Source organism: Phaeacidiphilus oryzae TH49 (assembly GCF_000744815.1).
Taxonomy (GTDB): domain Bacteria; phylum Actinomycetota; class Actinomycetes; order Streptomycetales; family Streptomycetaceae; genus Phaeacidiphilus; species Phaeacidiphilus oryzae.
In genome coordinates, this window is sequence record NZ_JQMQ01000004.1 from 79,771 (window position 1) to 101,451 (window position 21,681).

General features: G+C 73.4%; 23 protein-coding genes and 1 pseudogene. 16 read left to right on the forward strand and 8 right to left on the reverse strand.

Annotated features, from left to right (window positions below; genetic code table 11):
- Positions 1-40 precede the first annotated feature (40 nt).
- Positions 41-1,489, forward strand: coding sequence for an FAD-binding oxidoreductase (locus tag BS73_RS00525; protein WP_051938959.1), 1,449 nt, complete (start codon positions 41-43; stop codon positions 1,487-1,489).
- Positions 1,490-1,572: 83 nt separating this feature from the next.
- Here BS73_RS00525 and BS73_RS00530 read toward each other — a convergent pair whose 3' ends face one another.
- Positions 1,573-2,163, reverse strand: coding sequence for a TetR/AcrR family transcriptional regulator (locus BS73_RS00530; RefSeq protein ID WP_037568441.1), 591 nt, complete (start codon positions 2,161-2,163; stop codon positions 1,573-1,575).
- A gap of 115 nt (positions 2,164-2,278) precedes the next feature.
- Here BS73_RS00530 and BS73_RS00535 point away from each other — a divergent pair, with 115 nt between their 5' ends.
- Positions 2,279-3,160 (forward strand): NAD(P)H-binding protein, encoded by an 882-nt coding sequence (locus BS73_RS00535; protein ID WP_037568443.1) that lies wholly within the window; start codon positions 2,279-2,281, stop codon positions 3,158-3,160.
- A gap of 99 nt (positions 3,161-3,259) precedes the next feature.
- Here the strand turns inward: BS73_RS00535 and BS73_RS00540 are convergent, their stop codons facing one another.
- Positions 3,260-3,688 (reverse strand): nuclear transport factor 2 family protein, encoded by a 429-nt coding sequence (locus BS73_RS00540; protein ID WP_037568446.1) that lies wholly within the window; start codon positions 3,686-3,688, stop codon positions 3,260-3,262.
- 179 nt (positions 3,689-3,867) lie between these two features.
- On the opposite strand from BS73_RS00540, the gene BS73_RS00545 reads away from it, so the two are divergent.
- The 11 genes and pseudogenes from BS73_RS00545 to BS73_RS38575 all read left to right on the forward strand — a co-directional run bounded on the left by BS73_RS00545 (position 3,868) and on the right by BS73_RS38575 (position 13,066).
- Positions 3,868-4,659 carry an SDR family NAD(P)-dependent oxidoreductase gene (locus BS73_RS00545; protein ID WP_037568448.1) on the forward strand — a complete coding sequence of 264 codons (792 nt, stop codon included), beginning with the start codon at positions 3,868-3,870 and terminating at the stop codon, positions 4,657-4,659.
- Between the two features lie 17 nt (positions 4,660-4,676).
- The gene (locus tag BS73_RS00550) at positions 4,677-5,819 is read left to right on the forward strand and encodes an alpha/beta hydrolase family protein (protein WP_051938961.1); all 1,143 of its coding nucleotides are present in this window, start codon (positions 4,677-4,679) and stop codon (positions 5,817-5,819) included.
- A 22-nt stretch (positions 5,820-5,841) separates the two neighbouring features.
- Positions 5,842-6,000: pseudogene (locus BS73_RS40840) on the forward strand (lipocalin-like domain-containing protein); the annotation flags it as partial.
- A 44-nt stretch (positions 6,001-6,044) separates the two neighbouring features.
- The gene (locus tag BS73_RS40230; RefSeq protein ID WP_037568450.1) at positions 6,045-6,317 is read left to right on the forward strand and encodes a lipocalin-like domain-containing protein; all 273 of its coding nucleotides are present in this window, start codon (positions 6,045-6,047) and stop codon (positions 6,315-6,317) included.
- Positions 6,314-7,582 (forward strand): beta-ketoacyl-[acyl-carrier-protein] synthase family protein, encoded by a 1,269-nt coding sequence (locus BS73_RS00560; protein WP_037568452.1) that lies wholly within the window; start codon positions 6,314-6,316, stop codon positions 7,580-7,582. The genes BS73_RS40230 and BS73_RS00560 overlap by 4 nt, the downstream gene beginning before the upstream one ends.
- The gene (locus BS73_RS00565; protein ID WP_037568454.1) at positions 7,579-8,808 is read left to right on the forward strand and encodes a ketosynthase chain-length factor; all 1,230 of its coding nucleotides are present in this window, start codon (positions 7,579-7,581) and stop codon (positions 8,806-8,808) included. The genes BS73_RS00560 and BS73_RS00565 overlap by 4 nt, the downstream gene beginning before the upstream one ends.
- Before the next feature lie 38 nt (positions 8,809-8,846).
- A complete protein-coding gene (locus tag BS73_RS00570; protein ID WP_037569326.1) occupies positions 8,847-9,089 on the forward strand; it encodes an acyl carrier protein in 243 nt (80 codons plus the stop codon).
- A gap of 2 nt (positions 9,090-9,091) precedes the next feature.
- Entirely contained in the window at positions 9,092-10,021 is a 930-nt protein-coding gene (locus BS73_RS00575; protein ID WP_037568456.1) for an aromatase/cyclase, read from the forward strand.
- Positions 10,022-10,039: 18 nt separating this feature from the next.
- On the forward strand, positions 10,040-11,338 hold the full coding sequence (locus BS73_RS00580) for a cation:proton antiporter (protein ID WP_051938963.1): 1,299 nt from the start codon (positions 10,040-10,042) through the stop codon (positions 11,336-11,338).
- Between the two features lie 25 nt (positions 11,339-11,363).
- Complete coding sequence (locus BS73_RS00585) at positions 11,364-12,932, forward strand: NAD(P)/FAD-dependent oxidoreductase (protein ID WP_200886603.1); 1,569 nt, start codon at positions 11,364-11,366, stop codon at positions 12,930-12,932.
- The gene (locus BS73_RS38575) at positions 12,908-13,066 is read left to right on the forward strand and encodes a hypothetical protein (RefSeq protein ID WP_200886604.1); all 159 of its coding nucleotides are present in this window, start codon (positions 12,908-12,910) and stop codon (positions 13,064-13,066) included. The genes BS73_RS00585 and BS73_RS38575 overlap by 25 nt, the downstream gene beginning before the upstream one ends.
- A gap of 134 nt (positions 13,067-13,200) precedes the next feature.
- Here the strand turns inward: BS73_RS38575 and BS73_RS00595 are convergent, their stop codons facing one another.
- Entirely contained in the window at positions 13,201-13,782 is a 582-nt protein-coding gene (locus tag BS73_RS00595) for an NADPH-dependent FMN reductase (protein WP_322987230.1), read from the reverse strand.
- A gap of 104 nt (positions 13,783-13,886) precedes the next feature.
- The gene (locus tag BS73_RS00600) at positions 13,887-14,672 is read right to left on the reverse strand and encodes an AfsR/SARP family transcriptional regulator (RefSeq protein WP_037568462.1); all 786 of its coding nucleotides are present in this window, start codon (positions 14,670-14,672) and stop codon (positions 13,887-13,889) included.
- Between the two features lie 284 nt (positions 14,673-14,956).
- Here BS73_RS00600 and BS73_RS00605 point away from each other — a divergent pair, with 284 nt between their 5' ends.
- On the forward strand, positions 14,957-15,883 hold the full coding sequence (locus BS73_RS00605) for an MBL fold metallo-hydrolase (protein WP_037568464.1): 927 nt from the start codon (positions 14,957-14,959) through the stop codon (positions 15,881-15,883).
- Between the two features lie 30 nt (positions 15,884-15,913).
- Here the strand turns inward: BS73_RS00605 and BS73_RS00610 are convergent, their stop codons facing one another.
- Together BS73_RS00610 and ligD are read right to left on the reverse strand one after the other, a co-directional pair.
- Complete coding sequence (locus BS73_RS00610; RefSeq protein ID WP_037568466.1) at positions 15,914-16,963, reverse strand: PHP domain-containing protein; 1,050 nt, start codon at positions 16,961-16,963, stop codon at positions 15,914-15,916.
- Positions 16,963-17,988 carry a non-homologous end-joining DNA ligase gene (ligD, locus tag BS73_RS00615; RefSeq protein WP_037568468.1) on the reverse strand — a complete coding sequence of 342 codons (1,026 nt, stop codon included), beginning with the start codon at positions 17,986-17,988 and terminating at the stop codon, positions 16,963-16,965. Before ligD ends, BS73_RS00610 begins: the two co-directional genes overlap by 1 nt.
- Before the next feature lie 85 nt (positions 17,989-18,073).
- Here ligD and BS73_RS00620 point away from each other — a divergent pair, with 85 nt between their 5' ends.
- Positions 18,074-19,162, forward strand: coding sequence for an ATP-dependent DNA ligase (locus tag BS73_RS00620; RefSeq protein ID WP_037568470.1), 1,089 nt, complete (start codon positions 18,074-18,076; stop codon positions 19,160-19,162).
- A gap of 104 nt (positions 19,163-19,266) precedes the next feature.
- Positions 19,267-19,635, forward strand: a complete 369-nt coding sequence (locus tag BS73_RS00625; RefSeq protein WP_037569332.1) for a hypothetical protein — start codon at positions 19,267-19,269, stop codon at positions 19,633-19,635.
- A gap of 21 nt (positions 19,636-19,656) precedes the next feature.
- Here BS73_RS00625 and BS73_RS00630 read toward each other — a convergent pair whose 3' ends face one another.
- Positions 19,657-20,550 (reverse strand): helix-turn-helix transcriptional regulator, encoded by an 894-nt coding sequence (locus tag BS73_RS00630; protein WP_037568472.1) that lies wholly within the window; start codon positions 20,548-20,550, stop codon positions 19,657-19,659.
- Between the two features lie 55 nt (positions 20,551-20,605).
- Positions 20,606-21,412 carry a class II aldolase/adducin family protein gene (locus tag BS73_RS00635; protein ID WP_037568474.1) on the reverse strand — a complete coding sequence of 269 codons (807 nt, stop codon included), beginning with the start codon at positions 21,410-21,412 and terminating at the stop codon, positions 20,606-20,608.
- Positions 21,413-21,681 lie beyond the last annotated feature (269 nt).

The following is a 21,681-nucleotide window of genomic DNA, read 5'->3' on the forward strand; positions in this document are numbered from 1 at the left end:
CGTTCCCGAGTGGGAACCGTGTGAACTGGGGGAGGACACCATGTCGTCCGTACACCTGAGCCGCCGGTCGGCTCTCAAGGCCCTGGGCGCGGGGGCCGCCGCGCTGGCGATCGGCGGCGGCCCGGCCGTCGGCGCGGCCCGCGCTGCCGGCGGAACCACCGCCGGCGACCTGCGCGCGGCGCTCGGCTCCAAGGTGCTGTTCCCGGGCGATCCGGACTACGACGCCGAGCGGGCCGCCTTCAACACCCTGATCACCCAGAGCCCCAACGCCATCGTCCTCGCGCAGACCGCGCAGGACGTGGCGACGGCGGTGCGGATCGGCGCCGGCGGGCTCGGCTGGCCGATCGCGGTGCAGGCGACCGGGCACGGCATCTGCGTGCCCGCCGACGGCGCCCTGCTGATCAACATGCGCGAGCTGAACGGCGTCACGGTGAACTCCGCGGCCCGGACCGCGCGGATCTCGGGCGGCGCCAAGTGGAAGGACGTCCTCGCCGTCTCGGCGCCGCTGGGGCTGCTCCCGCCGGTCGGCTCCACCTCGGACGTGGGCGCCACCGGCTACATCGGCGGGGGAGGGGTGCCGGTCATCGGCCGGACCTACGGCTTCGCCTCGGACCGGGTGCGCTCGATCGAGCTGGTCGCCCCGGACGGGCGGCAGCTGTGCCTGTCCCCCTACCAGCACGCCGACCTGTTCTGGGCGGTGCGCGGCGGCGGCAGCAACTTCGGCGCCGTCACCTCCTTCGAGATCGACCTGCTGCCGGCCACCACGGTGTACGCCGGCGGGCTGGTCTTCCCGGCCGCGACCGCGGCCCAGGCCTACCAGCAGTACGTGGCCTGGACCGCCACCGCCTCGGACCGGATCACCTCGGTCGCCTCCTTCGTCCACCGGCCCACCGTGGAGGCGCTGAGCATCGAGGTGGTCTACCTGGGCTCGGCGGCCGACGGCGCGGCCGAGATCGCCCCGCTGCGGGCTCTGGGCCCGGCCACCGACTCCGTCGCCGAGGTGCCGATCGCGCTGATGGACAGCATCTTCAACGTGCCGGCCACCCCCAGTGCCAGCGTCGCCTCCGGGGCCCTGATCGGGGCTCTGGACCCCTCCGGGATCGATCTGGTCTTCGGCACCCTGGGCTTCCAGGACTCCACCGTCCCGTCCGGGGTGCTGGAGGTGCGCCAGCTGGGCGGGGCCTTCGGGAGGCAGCCGGCCGCGCCCAGCGCCGTCGGCAACCGGGACGCGGACTTCCTGCTCTTCCTCAACAACCCGGTGCCCACGCCGGCCCAGGCCGCCGCGATCGAGCAGTGGCAGCAGGACGCGCTGGCCCGGCTGGCGCCGGTGCTGACCGGGAAGACCGTGCCGACCTTCCTGGGCACGCTGGACACCACCGCCCAGGAGGTGAGCACCGCGTACACGGCGACCGACTGGTCGCGGCTGCGGCAGCTCAAGCAGGCCTACGACCCGGCGAACCTGTTCCGGATCAACCACAACATCCGCTGACCGGGGCGGTCCGCCCCGGCTGAGCACGGCCCGGCGGAGGCGCGGTCGGCGGAGGTGCGGTCGGCGGAGGCGTCGCCCGCGTCTCAGCCGGCCGGCCTCCGCCCGGCCTCGCCGCGTACCCCGTCGAGCGCCAGCTCCAGGTGGCGGCGCCAGTCGGAGCCGCCCACCGGCCGGAAGTACATGGTGGCCATCACCCCGCGGGTGAGCAGCGGGAAGTCGGCGTAGCCGAAGTCCGCGCGGAGCGCCCCGGCGGCGACGGCGCGCTCGATGATCCGGGTGACGATCTCGCCGAACTCGGCCTTCTGCCGCTCCAGGCCCTCCCACTCGATGTCCCCGGCGCCCATCAGGGCGAGCTGGAAGCTGGCGTCGCCGTCGGCCGCCTCCAGATAGCTGCGCAGGGCGGTCTCGAAGGCCTCTCCCGGGTCCTCGATCCGCTCGGCGGCGCGGGCCAGGTCGGCCATCCCCTCGTAGCGCTCCCGGACCATCGCGGTGAAGAGCGCCTGCTTGCTCGGGAAGTGCCGGTAGAGGGTGCCGATCCCCAGGCCGCAGTGCGCGGCGATCTCCTCCATCTGGGCCTCGCGGCCGCGGAGGGCGAACAGCTCCCGCGCGGAGGCCATGATCCGCGCGCGGTTGCGGCGGGCGTCGGCGCGCAGCGGTCGTTCGGTCTCAGGCATCGCTCGGCAATCGGATCCGGGGCGGATTGACAAACGGAACCTTAGTTCACTATCGTCCTGGAGACAAGACGGAAGCGGACTTCCGCTTCCTATTGGCTTCTGCCTGGAGGTCTCCGTGCTCGTCATCACCGCTCCCACCGGCCAGATCGGCCGGCAGGTCCTGGAGAAGGTGCTCGAAGGAAACCAGCCGGTCCGGGTGGTGGTCCGCGACCCCGGCAGACTGCCGCAGCCGGTCCGTGAGCGGGTCGAGGTGGTCCAGGGGACGCACTCCGACCCGGCGGTGCTGTCCGAGGCCTTCGCCGGCGCCGACACGGTCTTCTGGCTGGTGCCGCCGGACGTCCGCGCCGAGAGCGTGGAGGGCCATGTGCTGGGCTTCACCCGCCCGGCCTGCGACGCGATCAAGGACCAGGGCGTCCGGCGCGTGGTGGGGATCTCCACCCTGGGCCGCGGCCTGGCCAAGAACGCCGGCCAGGTGTCCGCCGCACTGGCCATGGACGACCTGATCGAGGCGACCGGTGTGGCCTACCGGGCGCTCCGGATGCCCGGCTTCATGGAGAACATGCTCCAGCAGGTGATGCCGCTGAAGGCCCAGGGGATGTTCTTCACCACCGTGGCCCTCGACCACAAGCTGCCCACCTGCGCCACCCGGGACATCGCCGGCAAGGCGGCAGGGCTGCTGCTGGACGACTCCTGGAGCGGGCAGGGCAGTGTGCCGGTGCTCGGCCCCGAGGACCTCTCGCCCGAGGACCAGGCCCGGATCATGACCGAGGTGCTCGGCCGCCCGGTCCGCGCCCAGCGGGTGCCCAGTGACGGCTATCTGGCCAACCTGACCCGGAACGGCATCGCCCCCGGCTGGGCCCGCGGGCTGGTCGACATGGCCACCGCGGTCGAGGAGCAGAACATCTACAACGCCGAGCCCCGCACTCCGGAGAACACCACCCCCACCACCTTCCGGCAGTGGTGCGAGGAGGTGCTCAAGCCCGCCTTCCTGAGCTGAGTCGGCAGCGCCGAGGGCAGTGGGGCGCCCGGCCGGAGTGATCCGGCCGGGCGCCCCTTGCGTTTCCGGCCTCGCCGGATGGGCCCGCGAGGCCGCCGGTCAGTCGTACTCGACCCGGCGCGAGCGGGTGAGGAGGCGGCCGTCCGCCTCCTCGACCAGGAGGTCGTGCATCACGCAGCTGACGAAGACCGGCGGCTCGCCCGGGCGGACCTTGACCACCAGGCAGTACGCCGTCGCCCGCAGGCCGCCGCCGTCCGCCTGGCGCAGGTCGATCATGTTGACGAAGTGCCGCCGCTGCATGGGGTCGTCGGCGAACCGGCGGTGGAAGTCGGTGAGGTCCTCGACGATCCCCTCCCGGGTGCGGGCCGGGGTGCGGTCGGGGGTGTGGGCGAACTCCGCGTCCTCGGTGAAGGTGTCGGCGTAGCCGCGGATGTCGCGGCCGTCCAGCAGCTGCATCTGCGCCGCGTAGAAGCGCTGGACGCGGGGGTAGGCGGTGTCGAGGTCGATTCGGGCCGGAACTGTGGTCATCGGCGCCTCCGTTCGGTTCGTGGCCGGCGCGGTCTCGTCGCCGGCCCAGTCTCGGCGCCGCCGCTAGAACATCGGTCGAGAGCGGCCGCCCGGCGCGGCGGCCGAGCGCGTCTTGAGGTGCCTTCTAGGTGGCCTGGTTACGTTGATCGCGATCCAGGACAGTCAGGAAGGGGAAGCGGATGACCACGGCCGCAGACGCACAGCCGGTCGCCCTCGTCACCGGCGCCACCCGCGGGATCGGGCTGGAGATCGCCCGGATGCTGGCCGGGCGCGGTACCGCGGTGTACCTCTGCTCGCGCGACCACGAGGAGGCGGTGGCGACCGCCAAGGAGCTCCGGCGGCAGGGCGGCACCGCCGACGGGTGCGGCTGCGACGTGCGGTCGCCGGAGCAGATCCGCCGGCTGGTCGAGGGGGCGGTGGCCCGGTTCGGCCCGCTGGACATCCTGGTCAACAACGCCGGCCGGCCGGGCGGCGGGGAGACCGCGCGGATCGACGACGAGCTCTGGTGCGATGTCATCGAGACCAACCTCAACAGTGTCTTCCGCGTCACCAGGGAGGCACTGACCACCGGCGGGATGCTCGGCCGGGGCAGCGGCCGGATCGTCAACATCGCCTCCACCGGCGGGAAGCAGGGCGTGGTGCACGCCACCCCGTACTCGGCGTCCAAGCACGGGGTGGTGGGCTTCACCAAGGCCCTGGGCCTGGAACTGGCCAGGACCGGGATCACCGTGAACGCGGTCTGCCCGGGCTTCGTCGAGACGCCCATGGCCGAGCAGGTACGCGGGCACTACGCCGGCATCTGGGGGGTGGACGAGGCCGAGGCGCACGCCCGGATCACCGCCCGCGTCCCGATCGGCCGCTATGTGGAGCCCGGCGAGGTGGCCGCCATGGTGGAGTACCTGATCGGCCCCGGAGCGGCGGCCGTCACCGCGCAGGCGCTCAACGTCTGCGGCGGCCTCGGAAACTACTGAGAAGGGCGGCTCCCGAGATGCCGAGCATCGCACCGCCGGCCACCGGCGCCGGATCGCTGATGGCCCAGTGCCTCTACTACCTCCCGCGTCTGATGTTCCTCAACACCCGCTATGCCCCGCAGACCCACTGGGGCGACGTCGCCATGGTGCTGCGCTCCTTCCCGGAGGGCAGTGGGGACGTCGGCACCCCGGAGTTCTGGGCGGCCTGGCAGGCCGGCTGGATCGCCCAGGGCGAGCGGTACGCCGCCCAGGCCGCCCGCTCGACCACCGCGGCCGGGCGGATCCGCGCCGAGCGCGGGGCGTCGGTCAGCTACCACTGGTCCGAGTTCATGGACTTCGGCGACCGGCGGCGCAAGCTCCGGCTGCGCGGCGAGGTCCGCGAGCACTTCCTGCGCAGCCTGGACGGCGCCGGCCTCGACCTCGCCCACGGGGAGGTGCGGCTGGACGGCGGCCTCCAGGCACCGTACTGGCTGATCCGGCCGCCCGCGCGGGGCGCCGGGGACGGCCCGGTGCCCTGCGTCCTGATGTCCAACGGCCTGGACTCGATGACCGAGGTGGAGGTGCTCGCGCTGGCCGAGCCCTATCTGGAGCGCGGGATCGCGGCGCTCCTCTTCGAGGCCCCCGGCCAGGGCATCCAGGTCGGCCAGACCCCGCTGCTGCTGGAGCTGGAGACGGTGGTCGCCGAGCTGGTCGAGGTGCTGCGCCGGGAGCCGGGGATCGCGGCCGACCGGCTGGCCTTCTTCGGGATCAGCTTCGGTGGCTACTTCACCCTGCGGATCGCCCAGCGGCTGGGCTCGCTCTTCCGCTGCCTGGTGAACCTGTCCGGAGGTCCGCGGGTCGCCCCCTTCGACGGGCTGCCGCGCCGGCTGAAGGACGACTTCCGGTTCGTCCTCGCCTGCGGGGAGCCGGTGGACATGCAGGCCCGCTTCGACGCGCTGGAACTGGACCCGGCCGACCGGCCCGGGGCCCCCGTGCTGAGCGTCCACGGCGACCGGGACGACATCTTCCCGCTCGCCGGGATGCGGGAGCTGGACCGGGCCTGGGGGGAGCGGCACCGGCTCGTGGTCCACGAGGGCGAGGCCCACATCTGCCCGAACCTGGTCAACCTGTGGAGCACCGACGCGGCCGACTGGGTCGCCGACCGGCTCGGGCAGGCGTAGCCGGGCGAGCGAGGGAGCGCACATGCAGGCCCAGCAGGGCATCGGCGACCGGGAACTGCTCGGTCCCTGGCGGCTGACGTCGCACTACTTCCTCGAGCCGGACGGCTCGACCGGGCCCGGCCCGTGCGGAGAGCGGGCCGAGGGACTACTGATCTACGAGGCGCACGGATACATGTCCGCCGCGCTGATGGCCGGCGCCGGCTCCGGGGCCGGCTCCGGGCCGCGGTGCCGTACCTGGGCTACTCCGGGCGCTGGCGGGTGGCCGGCGACCGGCTCGTCCACCGCGTCGCCGTCGGCTCCCACGCCCGGGTGGTGGGCACCGAGCAGATCCGGGAGGCCCGGCTGGAGGGGGACCGGCTGACCCTGCGCGAGAGCCTGGGCGCGGGCCGGTACCTGGTACTGGAGTGGCGGCGGGCCGAACCGGCCGCGGCCGCGATGGCTGGTGAGGAGAGGACCATGCAGAGGAACGGCTTCGAGACCACCGGGGGCGGCAGGTGAGCCGCCGGGTGGCGATCACCGGACTGGGCGTACGGGCGCCCGGGGGAGCGGGCCGGGACGCGTTCTGGCGGCTCCTCTCCGAGGGACGCACGGCGACCCGGCGGATCTCCTTCTTCGACCCCTCCCCGTACCGCTCCCAGGTGGCCGCCGAGGTGGACTTCGACGCCGCCGCGGAGGGCCTGACGCCCCGGGAGGTCCGGCGGATGGACCGGGCCACCCAGTTCGCGGTGGTCTGCGCCCGGGAGGCGGTGGCCGACAGCGGGCTCGACCCGGCGGCACTGCCGCCGCACCGGGTCGGGGTGAGCCTGGGCAGTGCGGTCGCCGCCGCCACCAGCCTGGAGCAGGAGTACCTGGTGCTCTCGGACTCCGGCAGGCGCTGGGAGATGACGCCTGAGCACCTCTCCCCGCACATGTTCGACTACATGATCCCCAGCATCATGCCGGCCGAGATCGCCTGGGCGGTCGGCGCCGAGGGGCCGGTGGCGATGGTGTCCAACGGCTGCACCTCGGGGCTGGACTCGGTCGGCCACGCCGCCGCGCTGATCCGGGAGGGCAGCGCGGACGTCATGGTGGCGGGCGCCGCGGACACCCCGATCACCCCGATCGTGGTGGCCAGCTTCGACGCGATCAAGGCCACCACGACCTACAACGACGACCCGGAGCACGCCTCCCGGCCCTTCGACGGCACCCGCAACGGCTTCGTCCTGGCCGAGGGCGCGGCGATGTTCGTCCTGGAGGACCTGGCGGCCGCCCAGCGGCGGGGGGCGCATGTCTACGCCGAGATCGGCGGGTACGCCACCCGCTGCAACGCCTACCACATGACCGGCCTCAAGGCGGACGGCCGGGAGATGACCGAGGCGATCAGGGCCGCCCTGGACCAGGCCAGGCTGGACCCCACCGCGGTGGACTACGTCAACGCCCACGGCTCCGGCACCAAGCAGAACGACCGGCACGAGACCGCGGCCTTCAAGCGCAGCCTGGGCGAGCACGCCTACCGCACCCCGGTCAGCTCGATCAAGTCCATGGTCGGCCACTCGCTGGGGGCGATCGGCTCGGTGGAGATCGCCGCCTCGCTGCTGGCGATCGAGCGGCAGCTCGTGCCGCCGACCGCCAACCATCAGGTCAGGGACCCCGAGTGCGATCTGGACTATGTGCCGAGGGAGGCCAGGGAGCACCGCACCGACACCGTGCTGACGGTCGGCAGCGGCTTCGGAGGCTTCCAGAGCGCGATGGTGCTCGGCAGGGTGAAGGAGCGGGCGGCATGAGTGTGATCACCGGTGTGGGCGTGGTCGCGCCGAACGGTGTGGGCGTCAAGGAGTTCTGGGCCGCGACACTGTCCGGCCGGGGTGGCATCGGCGAGCTCGACCGCTTCGACACCGCGGGGCTGCCCGCCCGGCTGGCCGGGCAGGTCGCCCTGGAGGCGGCGCAGTACCTGCCCAGCCGGCTGCTGCCGCAGACCGACGTGTCCACCAGGATGGCACTGATCGCCGCACAGGCCGCGATCGAGGACGCCGAGCTGGACACCGAGGCCACCACCGACTACGACATGGGCGTGGTGACCGCCAACGCCTCCGGCGGCTTCGCGTTCACCCACCGCGAGTTCAACAAGCTGTGGTCGCGCGGCTCCCAGCACGTCAGCGCCTACGAGTCGTTCGCCTGGTTCTACGCGGTCAACACCGGCCAGATCTCCATCCGGCACGGGATGCGGGGCCCGGGCTGCGCGCTGGTCGCGGAGCAGGCCGGGGGGCTCGACGCGCTCGGCCAGGCCCGGCGCGGCCTCCGGGCCGGCACGCCGGTGATGGTGGCCGGCGGTGTGGACTCGGCCCTCGACCCCTGGGGCTGGGTCTCCCACCTCTCCAGCGGCCGGGTCAGCACCGACCCCGACCCCCGCACCGCGTACCGGCCCTTCGACGGCCGGGCCGGCGGCTACGTCCCCGGTGAGGGGGGCGCGATCTGCGTACTGGAGGACGCCGCGGCGGCCCGCGCCCGGGGCGCCACCGGCTACGGCGAACTCGCCGGGTACGCCGCCACCTTCGACCCCCCGCCGGACAGCGGGCGCCCGCCGGGGCTCCGCCGGGCCGCCGAACTCGCCCTGGCGGACGCCGGGGTCGCGGCGGAGGAGGTGGACGTGGTCTACGCCGACGCGGCCGGCGTCCCCGAGCTGGACCGGGCCGAGGCCCAGGCGATCCGGGAGGTCTTCGGGAACCGGCGGGTGCCGGTCACCGCGCCCAAGGCGCTCACCGGCCGGCTGTTCTCCGGCGGCGGGCCGCTGGACGTGGTGTGCGCCCTGATGAGCATGCGGGAGCGGGTGATCCCGCCGACCTTCGGCACCGCCTCGGTACCCGACGCGTACGGGATCGACCTGGTGACCGGCGAGCCGCGGGAGGCCCGGGTGGAGACCGCCCTGGTGCTGGCCCGGGGGCGCTGGGGCTTCAACTCGGCCGTAGTCCTCAAGGGCGCGCGGCCCGGCGGAGGAGGAGAGCGACTGTGAGCGGCAACCGGACGACGAGCGAGCGGAAGGGTGACGGCATGGACATCGACCAGCTGCGCGGAATACTGATCGCCTGCGCGGGCGGGGAGGACAACGAGGCGCTGCACGGCGAGATCGCCGACCTCTCCTTCGAGGACCTCGGCTACGACTCGCTGGCCCTGATCGAGACCGCGGCCCGGCTGAAGCTGGACCACGGGGTGGACATCCCGGACGAGCTGATCACCGAGGTCGGCACGCCCGCCGAGCTGCTGAAGCTGGTCAACGAGCGGATCGCGGCCTGACCATGCCCATCTCGATGACCCACACCCGGCTGGTGGCGGCACCGGCCGAGGACATCTACCGGATCATCGCCGACGTGACCCTCTGGCCGGTGGTCTTCGGCCCGACCGTGGACGTACGGCACCTGGCGCGCTCCGAGCGCTCCGAGCGGTTCCAGCTGTGGGCGGTGGTCGGCGGAGAGGTGAACACCTGGATCTCCCGGCGGGAGCTCGATCCGGTGGCCCGCACGGTGGAGTTCCGGCAGGAGCGCACCCATCCGCCGATCACCGCGATGGCCGGCCGGTGGTCCCTGCAGCCCCTGCGGGACGGCCGCACCGAGGTACGGCTCGACCACGCCTTCTCGGTGGCGGACGCCGGGGCCGAGGCGACGATCAGGGCGGCGGTGGACCGCAACAGCGCCGAGGAGCTGGCCGCGCTGGGGCGGATCGCCGAGCTCGGCCACCCCGTCGACCGGGTGGTCGACACCTTCTCGGACACCGTGCTGGTCAAGGGCTCCCCCGAGGAGGCATACGAGTTCATCCGGCGCAGCGACCTGTGGCCGGGCCGGCTGCCCCATGTGGCCAGGGTCGACCTCGTCGAGGACGCCGCCGGGGTGCAGCGGATGGAGATGGACACCGTCACCGGCGACGGCGCCGCGCACACCACCAGGTCCGTCCGGATCTGCCGGGGCCCCTCGGAGATCGCCTACAAGCAGCTGCTGCCGCCCACCATGCTGCTCGGCCACAGCGGCCGCTGGACGTTCACCGCGGTGGACGCCGGCGCCCGGGTCACCGCGACCCACACCGTGGCGATCGACCCCGCCGCCGCCCGCGAGGCGCTGGGCGGGGAGCGCGGCCTGGACGAGGTCCGCGAGCACCTGCGCGCGGCCCTCGGCGGCAACACCCGGGCCACCCTGGCCAAGGCCGGCGCCTTCGCGGCCGAGAGCCTCCACTGACCCGGACCGGGAGCGGAGATGAATGCCCGTCAGCTGGACTGGACCACGACCGTGGTGATCGCCGACGTCGCGGTCATCCTCCTGGCGGGCGTGCTCCTCGCCGGGCTGGCCAGACGGGTGCGGCAGCCGCCCGTGGTGGCCGAGCTGCTGGCCGGCGTCGCCCTCGGCCCCAGCCTGCTGGGGCTGCTGCCCGGACACCTGAGCAGCCGCCTCTTCCCGGAGGCGGGACGCCCCTTCCTCTCCGTCCTCTCCCAGCTCGGCATTCTGCTCTTCATGTTCCTGATCGGCTGGGAGTTCAACCGGGACATGCTGCGCGGGCGGCTGCGGGGGACCGTCCTGTCGGTGTCGCTCTCCTCGCTGGCACTGCCGTTCGCCGGCGGGGTCGCGCTGGCACTGGCGCTGTACGGGCAGCACGACCGGGTCGGCGGGCAGCACGTCGGGCGGACCGCCTTCGTGCTGTACGTCGGGACGGCGGTGTCCATCACCGCCTTCCCGGTGCTGGCCCGGTTCCTGGTGGACTCGGGGCTCGGCGGGACCAGGGTCGGCGGACTGGCCCTGGCCAGTGCGGCGGTCTGCGACGCCCTGTCCTGGCTGCTGCTGGCCGCGGTGGTGGCGGTGGCCCAGGCGGCGGGTCCGGCCGGGCTGCTGCGGACCGCCGCGGAGCTGGCCGGCTATCTGCTGGTCGTCCTCCTCGCGGTCCGGCCGGCCCTGCGGGCCCTCGTCCGGCGGTGGGACGGGCGGCCACGGCAGGCGGCCCTGGCCGCGCCGGTCGCGGCGGGGGTGCTCCTCTCCGCCGCCGCCACCTCCTGGCTGGGGATCCACGCCATCTTCGGCGCCTTCCTCTTCGGCTGCGTGATGCCGCGCGAGCCGCTGGAGCCGCTCATCCGGCAGGTACGGGTGCCGCTGGAGCAGGTCAGCCGGCTGCTGCTGCCGGTCTTCTTCATCCAGGTCGGCCTCTCGGTGGACATCCGCTCGCTGAGCGGCGGCGACCTGCTGGCGGGGGCCGCGATCACCGCGGTGGCCTGCGCCGGGAAGCTGCTGGGGGCCGTGCTCCCGGCCCGGCTCACCGGCCTGGGCTGGCGGGAGGCCGGGCGGCTGGGCGCGCTGATGAACATGCGCGGCCTCACCGAGCTGATCGTCCTCCAGGTGGGCGCCGCGCTGGGCGTCCTGGACGACCGGCTCTACACCCTCATGGTGCTGATGGCCCTGGCGACCACCGCCGCCACCGGCCTTTTCGTCCGGCACCGGCCGCCGGAGAGCCGTCGTCCCCCGGAGCGGACCGGGGACCCGGCGGAACCGGCATCGCTGTCCCTCTGACCCTGTCATCCCTCTGGGAGGAAGAATGCTCGACCGGCACAGCTGCGATGTGGCCGTCCTCGGCGGCGGCCTCGCCGGCCTGACCCTCGCCATCCAGCTCCGCAGGGCGCGCCCCGGCACCGAGGTGGTCGTCCTGGACAAGCGCTCCGGGCTCGCCCCCGAGGCCGCGTTCAAGGTCGGCGAGTCGACCGTGCCCACAGGGGCGCACTACCTGGCCGAGGTGGTCGGGATGAAGGACCACCTGGACGCCTGCCATCTGCAGAAGAACGGGCTGCGGTTCTTCCAGCCCGCGGGGGACAACCGCGACCTCACCCACCGCATCGAGCTGGGCTCGGTCGACTTCCCGGTGCACGTCAACTACCAGATCGACCGCGGCCGGTTCGAGAACGAGCTCACCCGCACCGCCCTCGACCTGGGCGCCGACCTGCGGCAGGGCTGCGAGGTGCGGGAGGTCGAACTGCGGCCCGGCGGAGGCCACTCGATCACCTACGCCCAGGGCGGCCGGGAGCACGGCCTGGAGGCCCGCTGGCTGGTGGACGCCGCCGGCAGGGCCGGGGTGGTCAAGCGCCGCCTGGGCATCGGCCGGGAGGTCGCCCACACCATCAACGCCTCCTGGTTCCGGCTGGCCGGCGGCATCGACCTGGAGGAGTGGGGCGCGGACAACCCGGAGTGGCTGTCCCGGATGCGCCGGCCCGGCATCCGGCAGTTCAGCACCAACCACCTGATGGGGGACGGGTACTGGGTCTGGCTCATCCCCCTCGGCTCGGACCACATCAGCATCGGCATCTGCGCCGACCCCCGCCTCCACCCCTACCAGGAGATCAGCGACTTCGACCGGGCGCTGGACTGGCTGCGCCGGCACGAACCGCAGCTGGCCGAGGCGGTGGCCGGGCGGACCGGGGACGTCGCGGACTTCCTCAGCGTCCGCGACTTCGCCTTCGGCGTCGAGCGGGTCTACTCGCCGGACCGCTGGGCCCTGGTCGGCGAGGCGGGCGCGTTCGCGGACGCCTTCTACTCGCCGGGCTCGGACCTGATCGGCTACGGCAACACCGCCACCACCGACCTGGTCACCCGCGACCTGGCCGGGGAGGACATCGCCGAACGGCTGGACTTCTACAACGACTTCCACCTGCGGACCTTCGAGTTCGTGCTGGCCAAGGTGGAGGACCACTACCCGGCCTTCGGCAACCCGGTCGTCATGGTGCCCAAGCTGGGCTGGGACCGGACGCTCAACCACTTCGGCATCGTGCTGCTCTTCGTGCAGAACCGGTTCGACCACGACTTCCTCCGGACCGTCCGGCCGGACCTGGAGAAGCTGTACGCCCTCAACGACCGGGTGCAGCAGCTCTTCCGGGACTGGAACCTGCTGGAGCGGGCGGCCGCCCCCGGCCCGGCCCCGCCCACGCCACCGCCAAGGCGGTCCGGGACAGCGCCACCGCGCTGGTCGGGAAGTACACCGACGAGGAGCTCAGGGCGGCCATCGCGCGCAATGTGGAGGTGGCCGAGGCGATGGCGGTGGGGCTCTTCCACCGGGCGGCCCGCAACCTCGCCGACCGCCCGGGGCCCGAGGTGCCGGTCAATCCGTACGCGGTGAGCCTGCGGCGGGGGTACTGGGCGGCGGACGGGCTCTTCGACGGAGACGTGCGGCTCACCCTCGCCCAGGCCGACGAGATCGCCGAGGGGCTCGCGGGGCTGTTCGCCGACCCGCTGCTGGCCGAGGCGGCCTGAGCGCCCGCGGCACACGATCCGACCCCCTGGCCCGAGCCGGTCGTCGCCGGCTCGGGCCAGGGGGTCGGTGGCGTGTCCTGGGGCGGGCCGGCGCCCTCATCCCGCGCCGGTGCCCTCACCCCCGTGCGGCTCCCTCATCCCGCGTACGGCTGCCTCGCCCGGGCGTCCGCGAGCGCGCGGGCCCACCAGGCGAGCTGGTCGAGCATCAGCTTGGCGGCGGTGCGGCAGCCCGCTGCGTCCGCCGGGCTGCCGTCCGGGCCGAAGCGGTCCCGCGGGCCGTGGAAGCTCAGCCCGTCCCGCATCGAGACCGCGTGGAGCTCGGCGAAGACCTGCCGGAGCTGCTCGGCCGCGCGGATGCCGCCCGACCGCCCGCCGTAGGTCACGAAGGCCACCGGCTTCGCCTGCCATTGCCGATGATTCCAGTCGATGGCGATTTTCAGCAGGGCGGGGAAACTGTGGTTGTATTCCGGAGTCACGACGACGAAGGCGTCCGCGCGGTCGAGCCGGGCGCCCAGGAGTTCCGCGGTCTCCCGTACCGGGGGTGCCGGGGACAGTTCCGGAACCGGCGGGAGCTGCCAATCCGAGAGATCGATCCTGTCCACCTCGAATGGGCTCGCGTCGGCCGCGGTCCGCTGGAACCAGTCGGCGATCGCGGCCCCGGTCCTGCTGGTCGAGGAACAGGAGACCAGGATCGCCAGACGCAGTGCGCTCGTCATCATTCTCTCTCCTCGGGACTTTCCGTGCGGCCACGGGATCGCGGAATCGCGCTTCGGGCGCTTTTCCAGTGTCCCCGCGGCTCTCCAGGCGGACTCGAGGCCGGCTAACTGCTGACCAGGATCTCCTGGTGAATCCGCCTGGCCTCGGGAGAGGGCTCGAGGCCGAGTTCCTCGTCCAGCACCCGGCGCAGCTGGTGGTACACGTTCAGCGCCTCGCTGCGCCGGCCGGAGCGGTGCAGCGCCTGCATCAGCCGGACGTGGAAGGACTCGTGGAGGTGGTGGGTGGCCACCAGCGCCCGGAGCTCGCCGACCAGCTCGCGGTGGCGGTTGTTGGCGAGGTCGGCCTCGATCCGCAGCGAGACCGCCTCCAGCCGCTGCTCCTCAAGGAAGACGGAGAGGCCCTGCAGGAAGGGGCCGTGGACGATGTCCGCCGGGAGCGGGCCGCGCCACAGCTCCAGGGAGGCCCGGAGCTGCTCGGCGGCGACCGCCGGCTCGCCCTGGTCCAGACTGCTCCGCCCCTGTTCCAGAAGGCGCTGAAAGGTGAACACGTCAACGTTGTCACGCGGGACCGCGAGGAGGTAGCCGCCCGGCCGGGTGGTGAGCGGCTGGGGACGCTGCGGGCCGTGGAAAGTGCGCCGGAAAAGCTTGCGCAGCTGATATACATAGGTCTGCACGATTGTCTTCACGGTACGCGGCGGACCATAGGGCCAGAGTTCGTCTATCAACTGCTCGGTGCTGACCATCGTATTGGCGTTCACGGCGAGCATGGCGAGGACCTGGCGAAGTTTCACCGCGGTCACCTGGAAGGGCGGATCTTCTGCGGGTCTGCCGAGCGGGGGAGTTATTTCTAATGGTCCGAGAAGGCTGATCCTGATCTGGTCGCTGATCATTCCTGATCTCCCCGTGGTGTGCTGCACTCTGGTTGTGAACGCTACCCGAAGCCGGTCGCTTTGCAAACCCCGGGGCGGATGGGTCGCATGTGCGCGATTCAAAGCGACTTGCCGGGATTGTCCGATGCGTTAACCGGAATTTTTCATTCCGATTCGCCTCTCGGTTTATTTCAATTCCAAGACATTTTTTCCGGGAACTTTCCGCGGTCCTCGGGCGTCCTTGGACCGCACCGGCTCGATGCGCGCTTGAGCGGGGATCGAGTGGAGAACGCCAGGGTCGCCGCATGCGCACATTCACCGGGGAACCCCGGCTGGCGGAGGTAGCCGACGGGGTGCACGCGTTCCTCCAGCCGGACGGGGGCTGGTGCCTGAACAACGCGGGACTGATCGCCGCCGAGACCGGCCCGGTGCTCATCGACACCGCCGCCACCGAGGCCAGGGCCGGGCTGCTGCGCCGGCTCGTCCTCGACGCCACCGGCGGGGTGCCGCCGGCGCTGCTCGTCAACACCCACGCCCACGGCGACCACACCTTCGGCAACGCGGCCTTCCCCGAGGCGCTGGTGGCCGGCCACGAGCGGACCCGCCAGGAGGCCGAGGCGGTCGGACTCCACCTCACCGGGCTGTGGCCGGAGGTGGAGTGGGGCCGGGTGGAGCTGGTCCTGCCCCAGCTGACCTTCACCGGGCCAATCACCCTGCGGCTCGGCCGGCACCAGGCCGAACTCCACTCCTTCGGGCCCGCCCACAGCGGTTGCGACACCGTCGTCTGGCTGCCCCGGGAGCGGGTGCTCTTCACCGGTGACCTGGTGATGTCGGGGGTGACCCCGTTCGTCCTCACCGGCTCGGTGAGCGGCCTCCGGGCCGCCGTGGGCGAGCTGCGCTCCCTCGACCCGCTGACCGTCGTCCCGGGCCACGGGCCGGTGGGCGGGCCGGAACTCCTCGACGAGACCGAGCGCTACCTGGACTGGCTGACGGACACCGCGCGGGCCGGCCTCGCCGCCGGGCTGCCGCCGCTGGCCGCCGCCCGCCGGGCCGATCCGGCCGACTTCGCCGCCCTCCTGGACGGCGAACGCCTCGTCCCCAACCTCCACCGCGCCTACGAGGACCTGTCCGGCCCCCCGGGAGGCGCCGGCGGTCCGTCCCGGGCCCCGGTGGACCGGCTCTTCGCCGAGATGGTGGAGCTCCACGGGGGCCTGCCCGCCTGCCACGCCTAGCGGCGGGTGCGCCCTCCCGAGCGGCCCGGGTCAGTCCCGGCCCTCGGCCGCCCAGCCCAGCAGCCGGTCCGCCGGCCAGGTGGTGACGACGCGGTCCGCGGTGATCCCGCACTCCTCGGCCCGGGCGCAGCCGTTGATCTGCCAGTCCAGCTGGCCGGGCGCGTGGGCGTCGCTGTCGATGGAGAAGCGCAGCCCGGGAACCGCGGCCGCCTCGCGGAGGAGGGCGCGGGGCGGGTCCAGGCGGTCCGGGGCGGAGTTGATCTCCAGTGCGGTGCCGTGCTCCGCGCAGGCCGCGGCCACCTCCGCGAAGTCGAACTCGGACGGCGGCCGGACCCGCCGGCCGCCCAGCAGCCGGCCGGTGCAGTGCCCCAGCACGTTCACCCGGGGGTCGGCGGCGGCCGCCACCAGACGGCGGGTCATCCCCTCCCGCTCCATCCGGAGCAACGAATGCGCCGAGGCGACCACCACGTCCAGCCGGCGCAGCAGTGCGTCCTCCTGATCGAGGGAACCGTCGGCGAGGATGTCGCACTCGATCCCGGTGAGGATGCGGAACTCCGATCCGGCGGCCGCGGCCCGGGCGTTGAGCTCGGCCACCACCTCAAGCTGGGCGCGGAGCCGGTCCGGGGAGAGCCCGCGGGCCACCTTCAGCCGCGGGGAGTGGTCGGTGAGCACCATCCAGCGGTGCCCGAGGCCCTCGGCGGCGCGGGCCATCTCCTCGATCGGGCTGCCGCCGTCCGACCAGTCCGAGTGGACATGGCAGTCGCCCAGGAGGGCGGCCCGCAGCGCCGCGCCCGGGCGGTCCCCGGCCGCAGCCCCGGCCGCGTCCCCGTACCGCTCCTCCAGGTCGGCCAGATAGCCCGGGGTCTCACCGGCCAGAGCCTCCTGGACCACCTTGGCGGTCTTGGCCCCCACCCCCGGCAGGTCGGTGAGCCGTCCCGAGGAGGCCAGGCGCCTCACCTCCTCCGGGCCGAGGGCGGCGAGCGCGGCCGAGGCCCGGCGGAAGGCGCGGACCCGGTGGGCGTCCCCGGCGGCGCGCTCCAGCAGGAAGGCGATCCGGTCCAGCGCCTGCCGCGGGTCCATCAGCCGTCCCGCCTTCCGGCCGGCTTGGCCGCGCGGCTGGGCTGCACCCGCAGCGGCTCGCCCGGCATCTTGGGGTGCTCCGGCGGATACGGGAGATCGCCGAGCCCGTGCTCGGCCTCGTCGCGGGCGGCCAGCTCCAGCGCGGCGGTCAGGTCGCCCGGCTGCCGGTCCATGTCGGCGTGGACGTCGCCGAGCTCGGCGTAGCGGTCCGGCATGGTGAGGACGGTGAAGTCGGCGGGCTCCACCCGCTCCAGCTCCTCCCAGCGCAGCGGGGCCGAGACGGGCGCGTCGGGGAAGGGCCGCACCGAGTAGGCGGACGCGATGGTGCGGTCCCGCGCGGTCTGGTTGTAGTCGACGAAGATCCTCCGGCCGCGCTCCTCCTTCCACCACGCGGTGGTGACCTCGTTCGGGCGCCGGCGCTCCAGCTCGCGGCCGATGGCGATGGCCGCCCGCCGGACCTGCACGAAGGTCCAGTCCGGGGTGATCGGCACGAAGACGTGGAGGCCGCGGCCACCGGACGTCTTGGGCCAGCCCCGCAGGCCGAGCTCGGTCAGCACACCGTGCAGCTCGCCCGCAGCGCTGACGGCCTCGGCGAAGCCGGTGCCGGGCTGCGGGTCGAGGTCGATCCGCAGCTCGTCCGGATGGTCGGTGTCCTCCCGGCGGACCGGCCAGGGGTGGAAGGTCAGGCAGCCGCGGTTGGCCGCCCACAGCAGGGCCGCCGGCTCGGTCGGGCACATCTCGTCGGCGTGCCGGCCGCTGGGGAAGCCGATCCGCGCGGTCGGGATCCACTCCGGCAGGTCCTTGGGCGCGCGCTTCTGGTAGAAGGACTCGCCGGCGATCCCCTCCGGGAAGCGCTGCAACGTGGTGGGGCGATCCCGCAGGGCGCGCAGCGCGCCGTCCGCGACCGCCAGGTAGTAGCGGGCGATGTCCAGCTTGGTCAGGCCGCGCTCGGGGAAGTACACCTTGTCCGGGTGGGTCAGCCGAACGGTCCGCGCACCGGCCTGCAGCTCAAGGGCGTCTGCCATGTCCTCACGCTAGGGCCGCGACCGGAACCCCGCCTTCGATGGACCGCCGGAGGCGGGTCGCCGCGTCCCGTCCGACACTCGGATCATGGACCTTCCCGTGATGCCACCCGTGAAGCCGATGCTGGCCAAGACCGCGGCACGGATCCCGCCCGGCATGCAGTACGAGGCCAAGTGGGACGGTTTCCGGGCGATCGTCCACCGGGACGGGCCGGAGATCGTGATCGGCAGCCGCAACGGCAAGCCGCTCAACCGCTACTTCCCCGAGCTGGAGGCCGCGCTGCTGGACCGGCTGCCGCAGCGCTGCGTGCTGGACGGCGAGATCATCATCGCCCTGGGGGAGCGGCTCGACTTCGACGCCCTCCAGGAGCGGATCCACCCCGCGGCGTCGCGGGTGCGACTGCTGGCCGAGCGGACCCCGGCCTCCTTCGTCGCCTTCGACCTGCTGGCCCTGGGGGACGCGGCGCTGCTGGACACCCCGATGGCCGAACGCCGGGCCCAGCTGGAGGAGGCCCTGGCCGGCGTCGAACCACCGGTCCACCTGGGGCCGGTGACCACCGACCGCTCGGTGGCCGAGGACTGGTTCGACCGCTTCGAGGGCGCCGGTCTGGACGGGATCGTGGCCAAGGCGCTGGATCTGCCCTACCGCCCCGACCAGCGGCTGATGGTCAAGATCAAGCACGAGCGGACCGCCGACTGCGTCCTCGCCGGCTACCGCGAGCACAAGAGCGGACCGGTGATCGGCTCCCTGCTGCTCGGGCTGTACGACGCGGACGGCCGGCTCCAGCACGTGGGGGTGTGCGCCGCGTTCCCGATGAGCCGCCGCCGGGAGCTGATGGCGGAGCTGGCGCCGCTGCGGATGACCGATCCGAGCGGCCACCCGTGGTCCGACTGGCGCAACGAGGAGGCCCACGCCGGCGACCGGCTGCCCGGCGGGCCGAGCCGCTGGACCGGCGACCGCAACCTGGAGTGGACTCCGCTGCGGCCCGAGCGGGTCTGCGAGGTCGCCTACGACCACATGCAGGGCGACCGCTTCCGGCACACCACCCGCTTCCGGCGCTGGCGGCCCGACCGGGACCCGCAGAGCTGCACCTATGCCCAGCTGGAGGAGCCGGTCGGCTACGACCTGGAGAGCGTCCTCGGCGGCGGCGGGGACGGCGGCGGGAGCGGCGGCTGAGCGGCGGCTGAGCGGCGGGCCGGCCGTCGCGATGACGATGGACCTGGGGCGGGGGCTGTGCCAGAGTGAGCGCGCCGGCCGTTCCTCCTGGGGGTGTGGTGGTGATGCGGGATCGTCTGCGGGGCTGGCCGCAGTTCGCGGCCTGGGTGGTGGTCGGGGCGGCATGGGTGACCGGGCTGCTGGGGGTCCTCTCGATCGGGCTTCTCGTCCTGCCGCTCGCGGCGCTCGGCACGGCGCTGCTGCTGTGGCGGCGGGCGACCGCCGGTGCGCCCGGCGCCCTCTCCGGGGCGGGGCTCGCGCTCCTCTATGTCGCCTATCTGAACCGCGGCGGGCCGGGGACGGTCTGCACCGCGACCGCGGGCGGGACCGACTGCCTGGACGAGTGGAGCCCGTGGCCCTGGCTCGCGGCCGGCGTCGCGGTGGCGGTGGCCGGGGCCGTTCTCTTCGTCACCCTGCGCGCCCGGGCGCGCTGAGCCCGGCGCGGGTGGGCGCGCTCACCGCTCCGGGGCGGTCGCATCCCCTCGCTCTCCGGCCCGTTCGGCCCGCTGGGTGGCGGCCCATGCGGTGAGGAGGCGGAGGGAGTCGTGCTCCGGGGCGCCGGGGGCCGCGCTGTAGGCGGTCAGGGTGAGGCCGGGCTGGGCGGGCAGCTCCATGGCGTCGAAGTCGAGGGTGAGCTCGCCGACGGCGGGGTGCCGGAAGGACTTGCGGCCGGTGTGGTGGAGCCGCACGTCGTGCTTGGCCCAGGCGATCCGGAACTCCTCGCTGCGGGTGACCAACTCGCCGATCAGGCCGGCCAGTTCGGCGTCCTGCGGGGCCCGCCCCGCCTCGGTGCGGAGCAGGGAGACGGTGGTGTGGACGGCGGTCTCCCACTCCGGGTAGAAGTCGCGGCCCTCCGGGGTGAGGAACTGGGCGCGGGCCAGGTTCGTGGTCGTCGCGTCGGGGCTCGGGAAGAGCGGCTCGTAGAGGGCGCGGCCGAGCTCGTTGGTGGCCAGGACGTCCAGCCGGCCGTTGCGGATGAAGGCGGGGGAATCCGTCATGGACGCCAGGACCCGCAGGACGCTGTCCGGGACGGGGCCGGGCTGCCGCGGGCGCCGGGTGGGGCGGCGGGCGGCGGCGCGGGCCAGGTCGTAGAGGTGGGCGCGCTCGGCGTCGTCGAGCTGGAGGGCGTTGGCGACGGCGTCCAGCACCTCCTCGGAGGCACCGGCGAGCCGGCCGCGCTCCAGGCGGATGTAGTAGTCGATGCTGACGCCGGCGAGCAGGGCGACCTCCTCGCGGCGCAGTCCGGGGACGCGCCGGTTGCCGCCGTAGGCGGGCAGCCCGGCCTGCTGGGGGCTGATCCGGGCGCGGCGGGAGGCGAGGAACTCGCGGATGTCGCTCTGGGTGCTCACCCCTCCAGGCTAGGCCGGGTGATCGGAAGGTGCGGACGCGGATCCGGCGCGGGGATCAGTCGAAGAGGTCGGGGTCCGACGCGGTTATCTGGTCCCAGAGCGGTTGGGCCTGGAACCAGCCTGCCTGGTGGGTGCCGACCTGGCCCCGGGTGATCAGCGCGGTCTCCCGGTCGATCGACTTCGGCGTACCGGCGGCCATCGCCAGCAGCTGGGCCTGGCAGGAGCGTTCCATGGTGACGAACCACCAGACCGCCTCGGCGACGGAGTGGCCGACCGTCAGCAGGCCGTGGTTCTGGAGGATCACGGCCTTGTTGCCGCCGAGCGCCGCCCCGATCCGCCGGCCCTCCTCCAGGTCGTTGACGACGCCTCGGTAGTCGCTGTAGAGGGAGTGGTCCTCGAAGAAGGCGCAGGCGTCCTGGGTGAGCGGGTCCAGCAGGATGCCGAGGCTGGAGAAGGCCTTTCCGTGGACGGAGTGGGCGTGGGCGGCGGCGATCGCGTCCGGGCGGGCCGCGTGCACCTGGGAGTGGATGACGAAGGCGGCCCGGTTCACCGGGCGGTCGCCGTGCAGCAGATTGCCCTCGTGGTCGACCAGGATCAGGTCCGAGGCCTTGATCTGGCTGAAGCTCATCCCGAACGGGTTCACCCAGAACCACCGGGGGTTCTCCGGATCGCGCGCGGTGATGTGGCCCGCGACCCCCTCGGAGAAGCCGAACCTGCCGAACAGCCGGAAGCCGGCGGCGAGTTGCTCCTTGCGGTAGCGCCGTTCCGCCTCGATCGAGTCGAAGACGGGCGGCCTGGGGATGCTGACGTCCACGGGGGCCGGGCCCTTGGCGGCGGGGCCCACGGCGGTGGTGTCGGACATGGGGTCTGACGCTCCTTCTCGCGGGGAGGGAGGGCGAGGGGCCCGGCGGAGATACTGGAACCCCGTTCGGTTCTACTCGAAGCCGCCGCCGAAGACAAGATCGCGGGCTCGCGGCCAGGAGGCACCGCGACTCCGGGGTGGCCGGGGTTCCTGGCCGCTGGATTCTTCGCCGCCGGATTCTTCGCCGCTGGATTCTTCGGCAAGCTCGTTCGGGGAGGGAGGGCGGGGATTAGAGTGGTGCGGCGTGGTCGGGGGGACTGCGTGGGTTC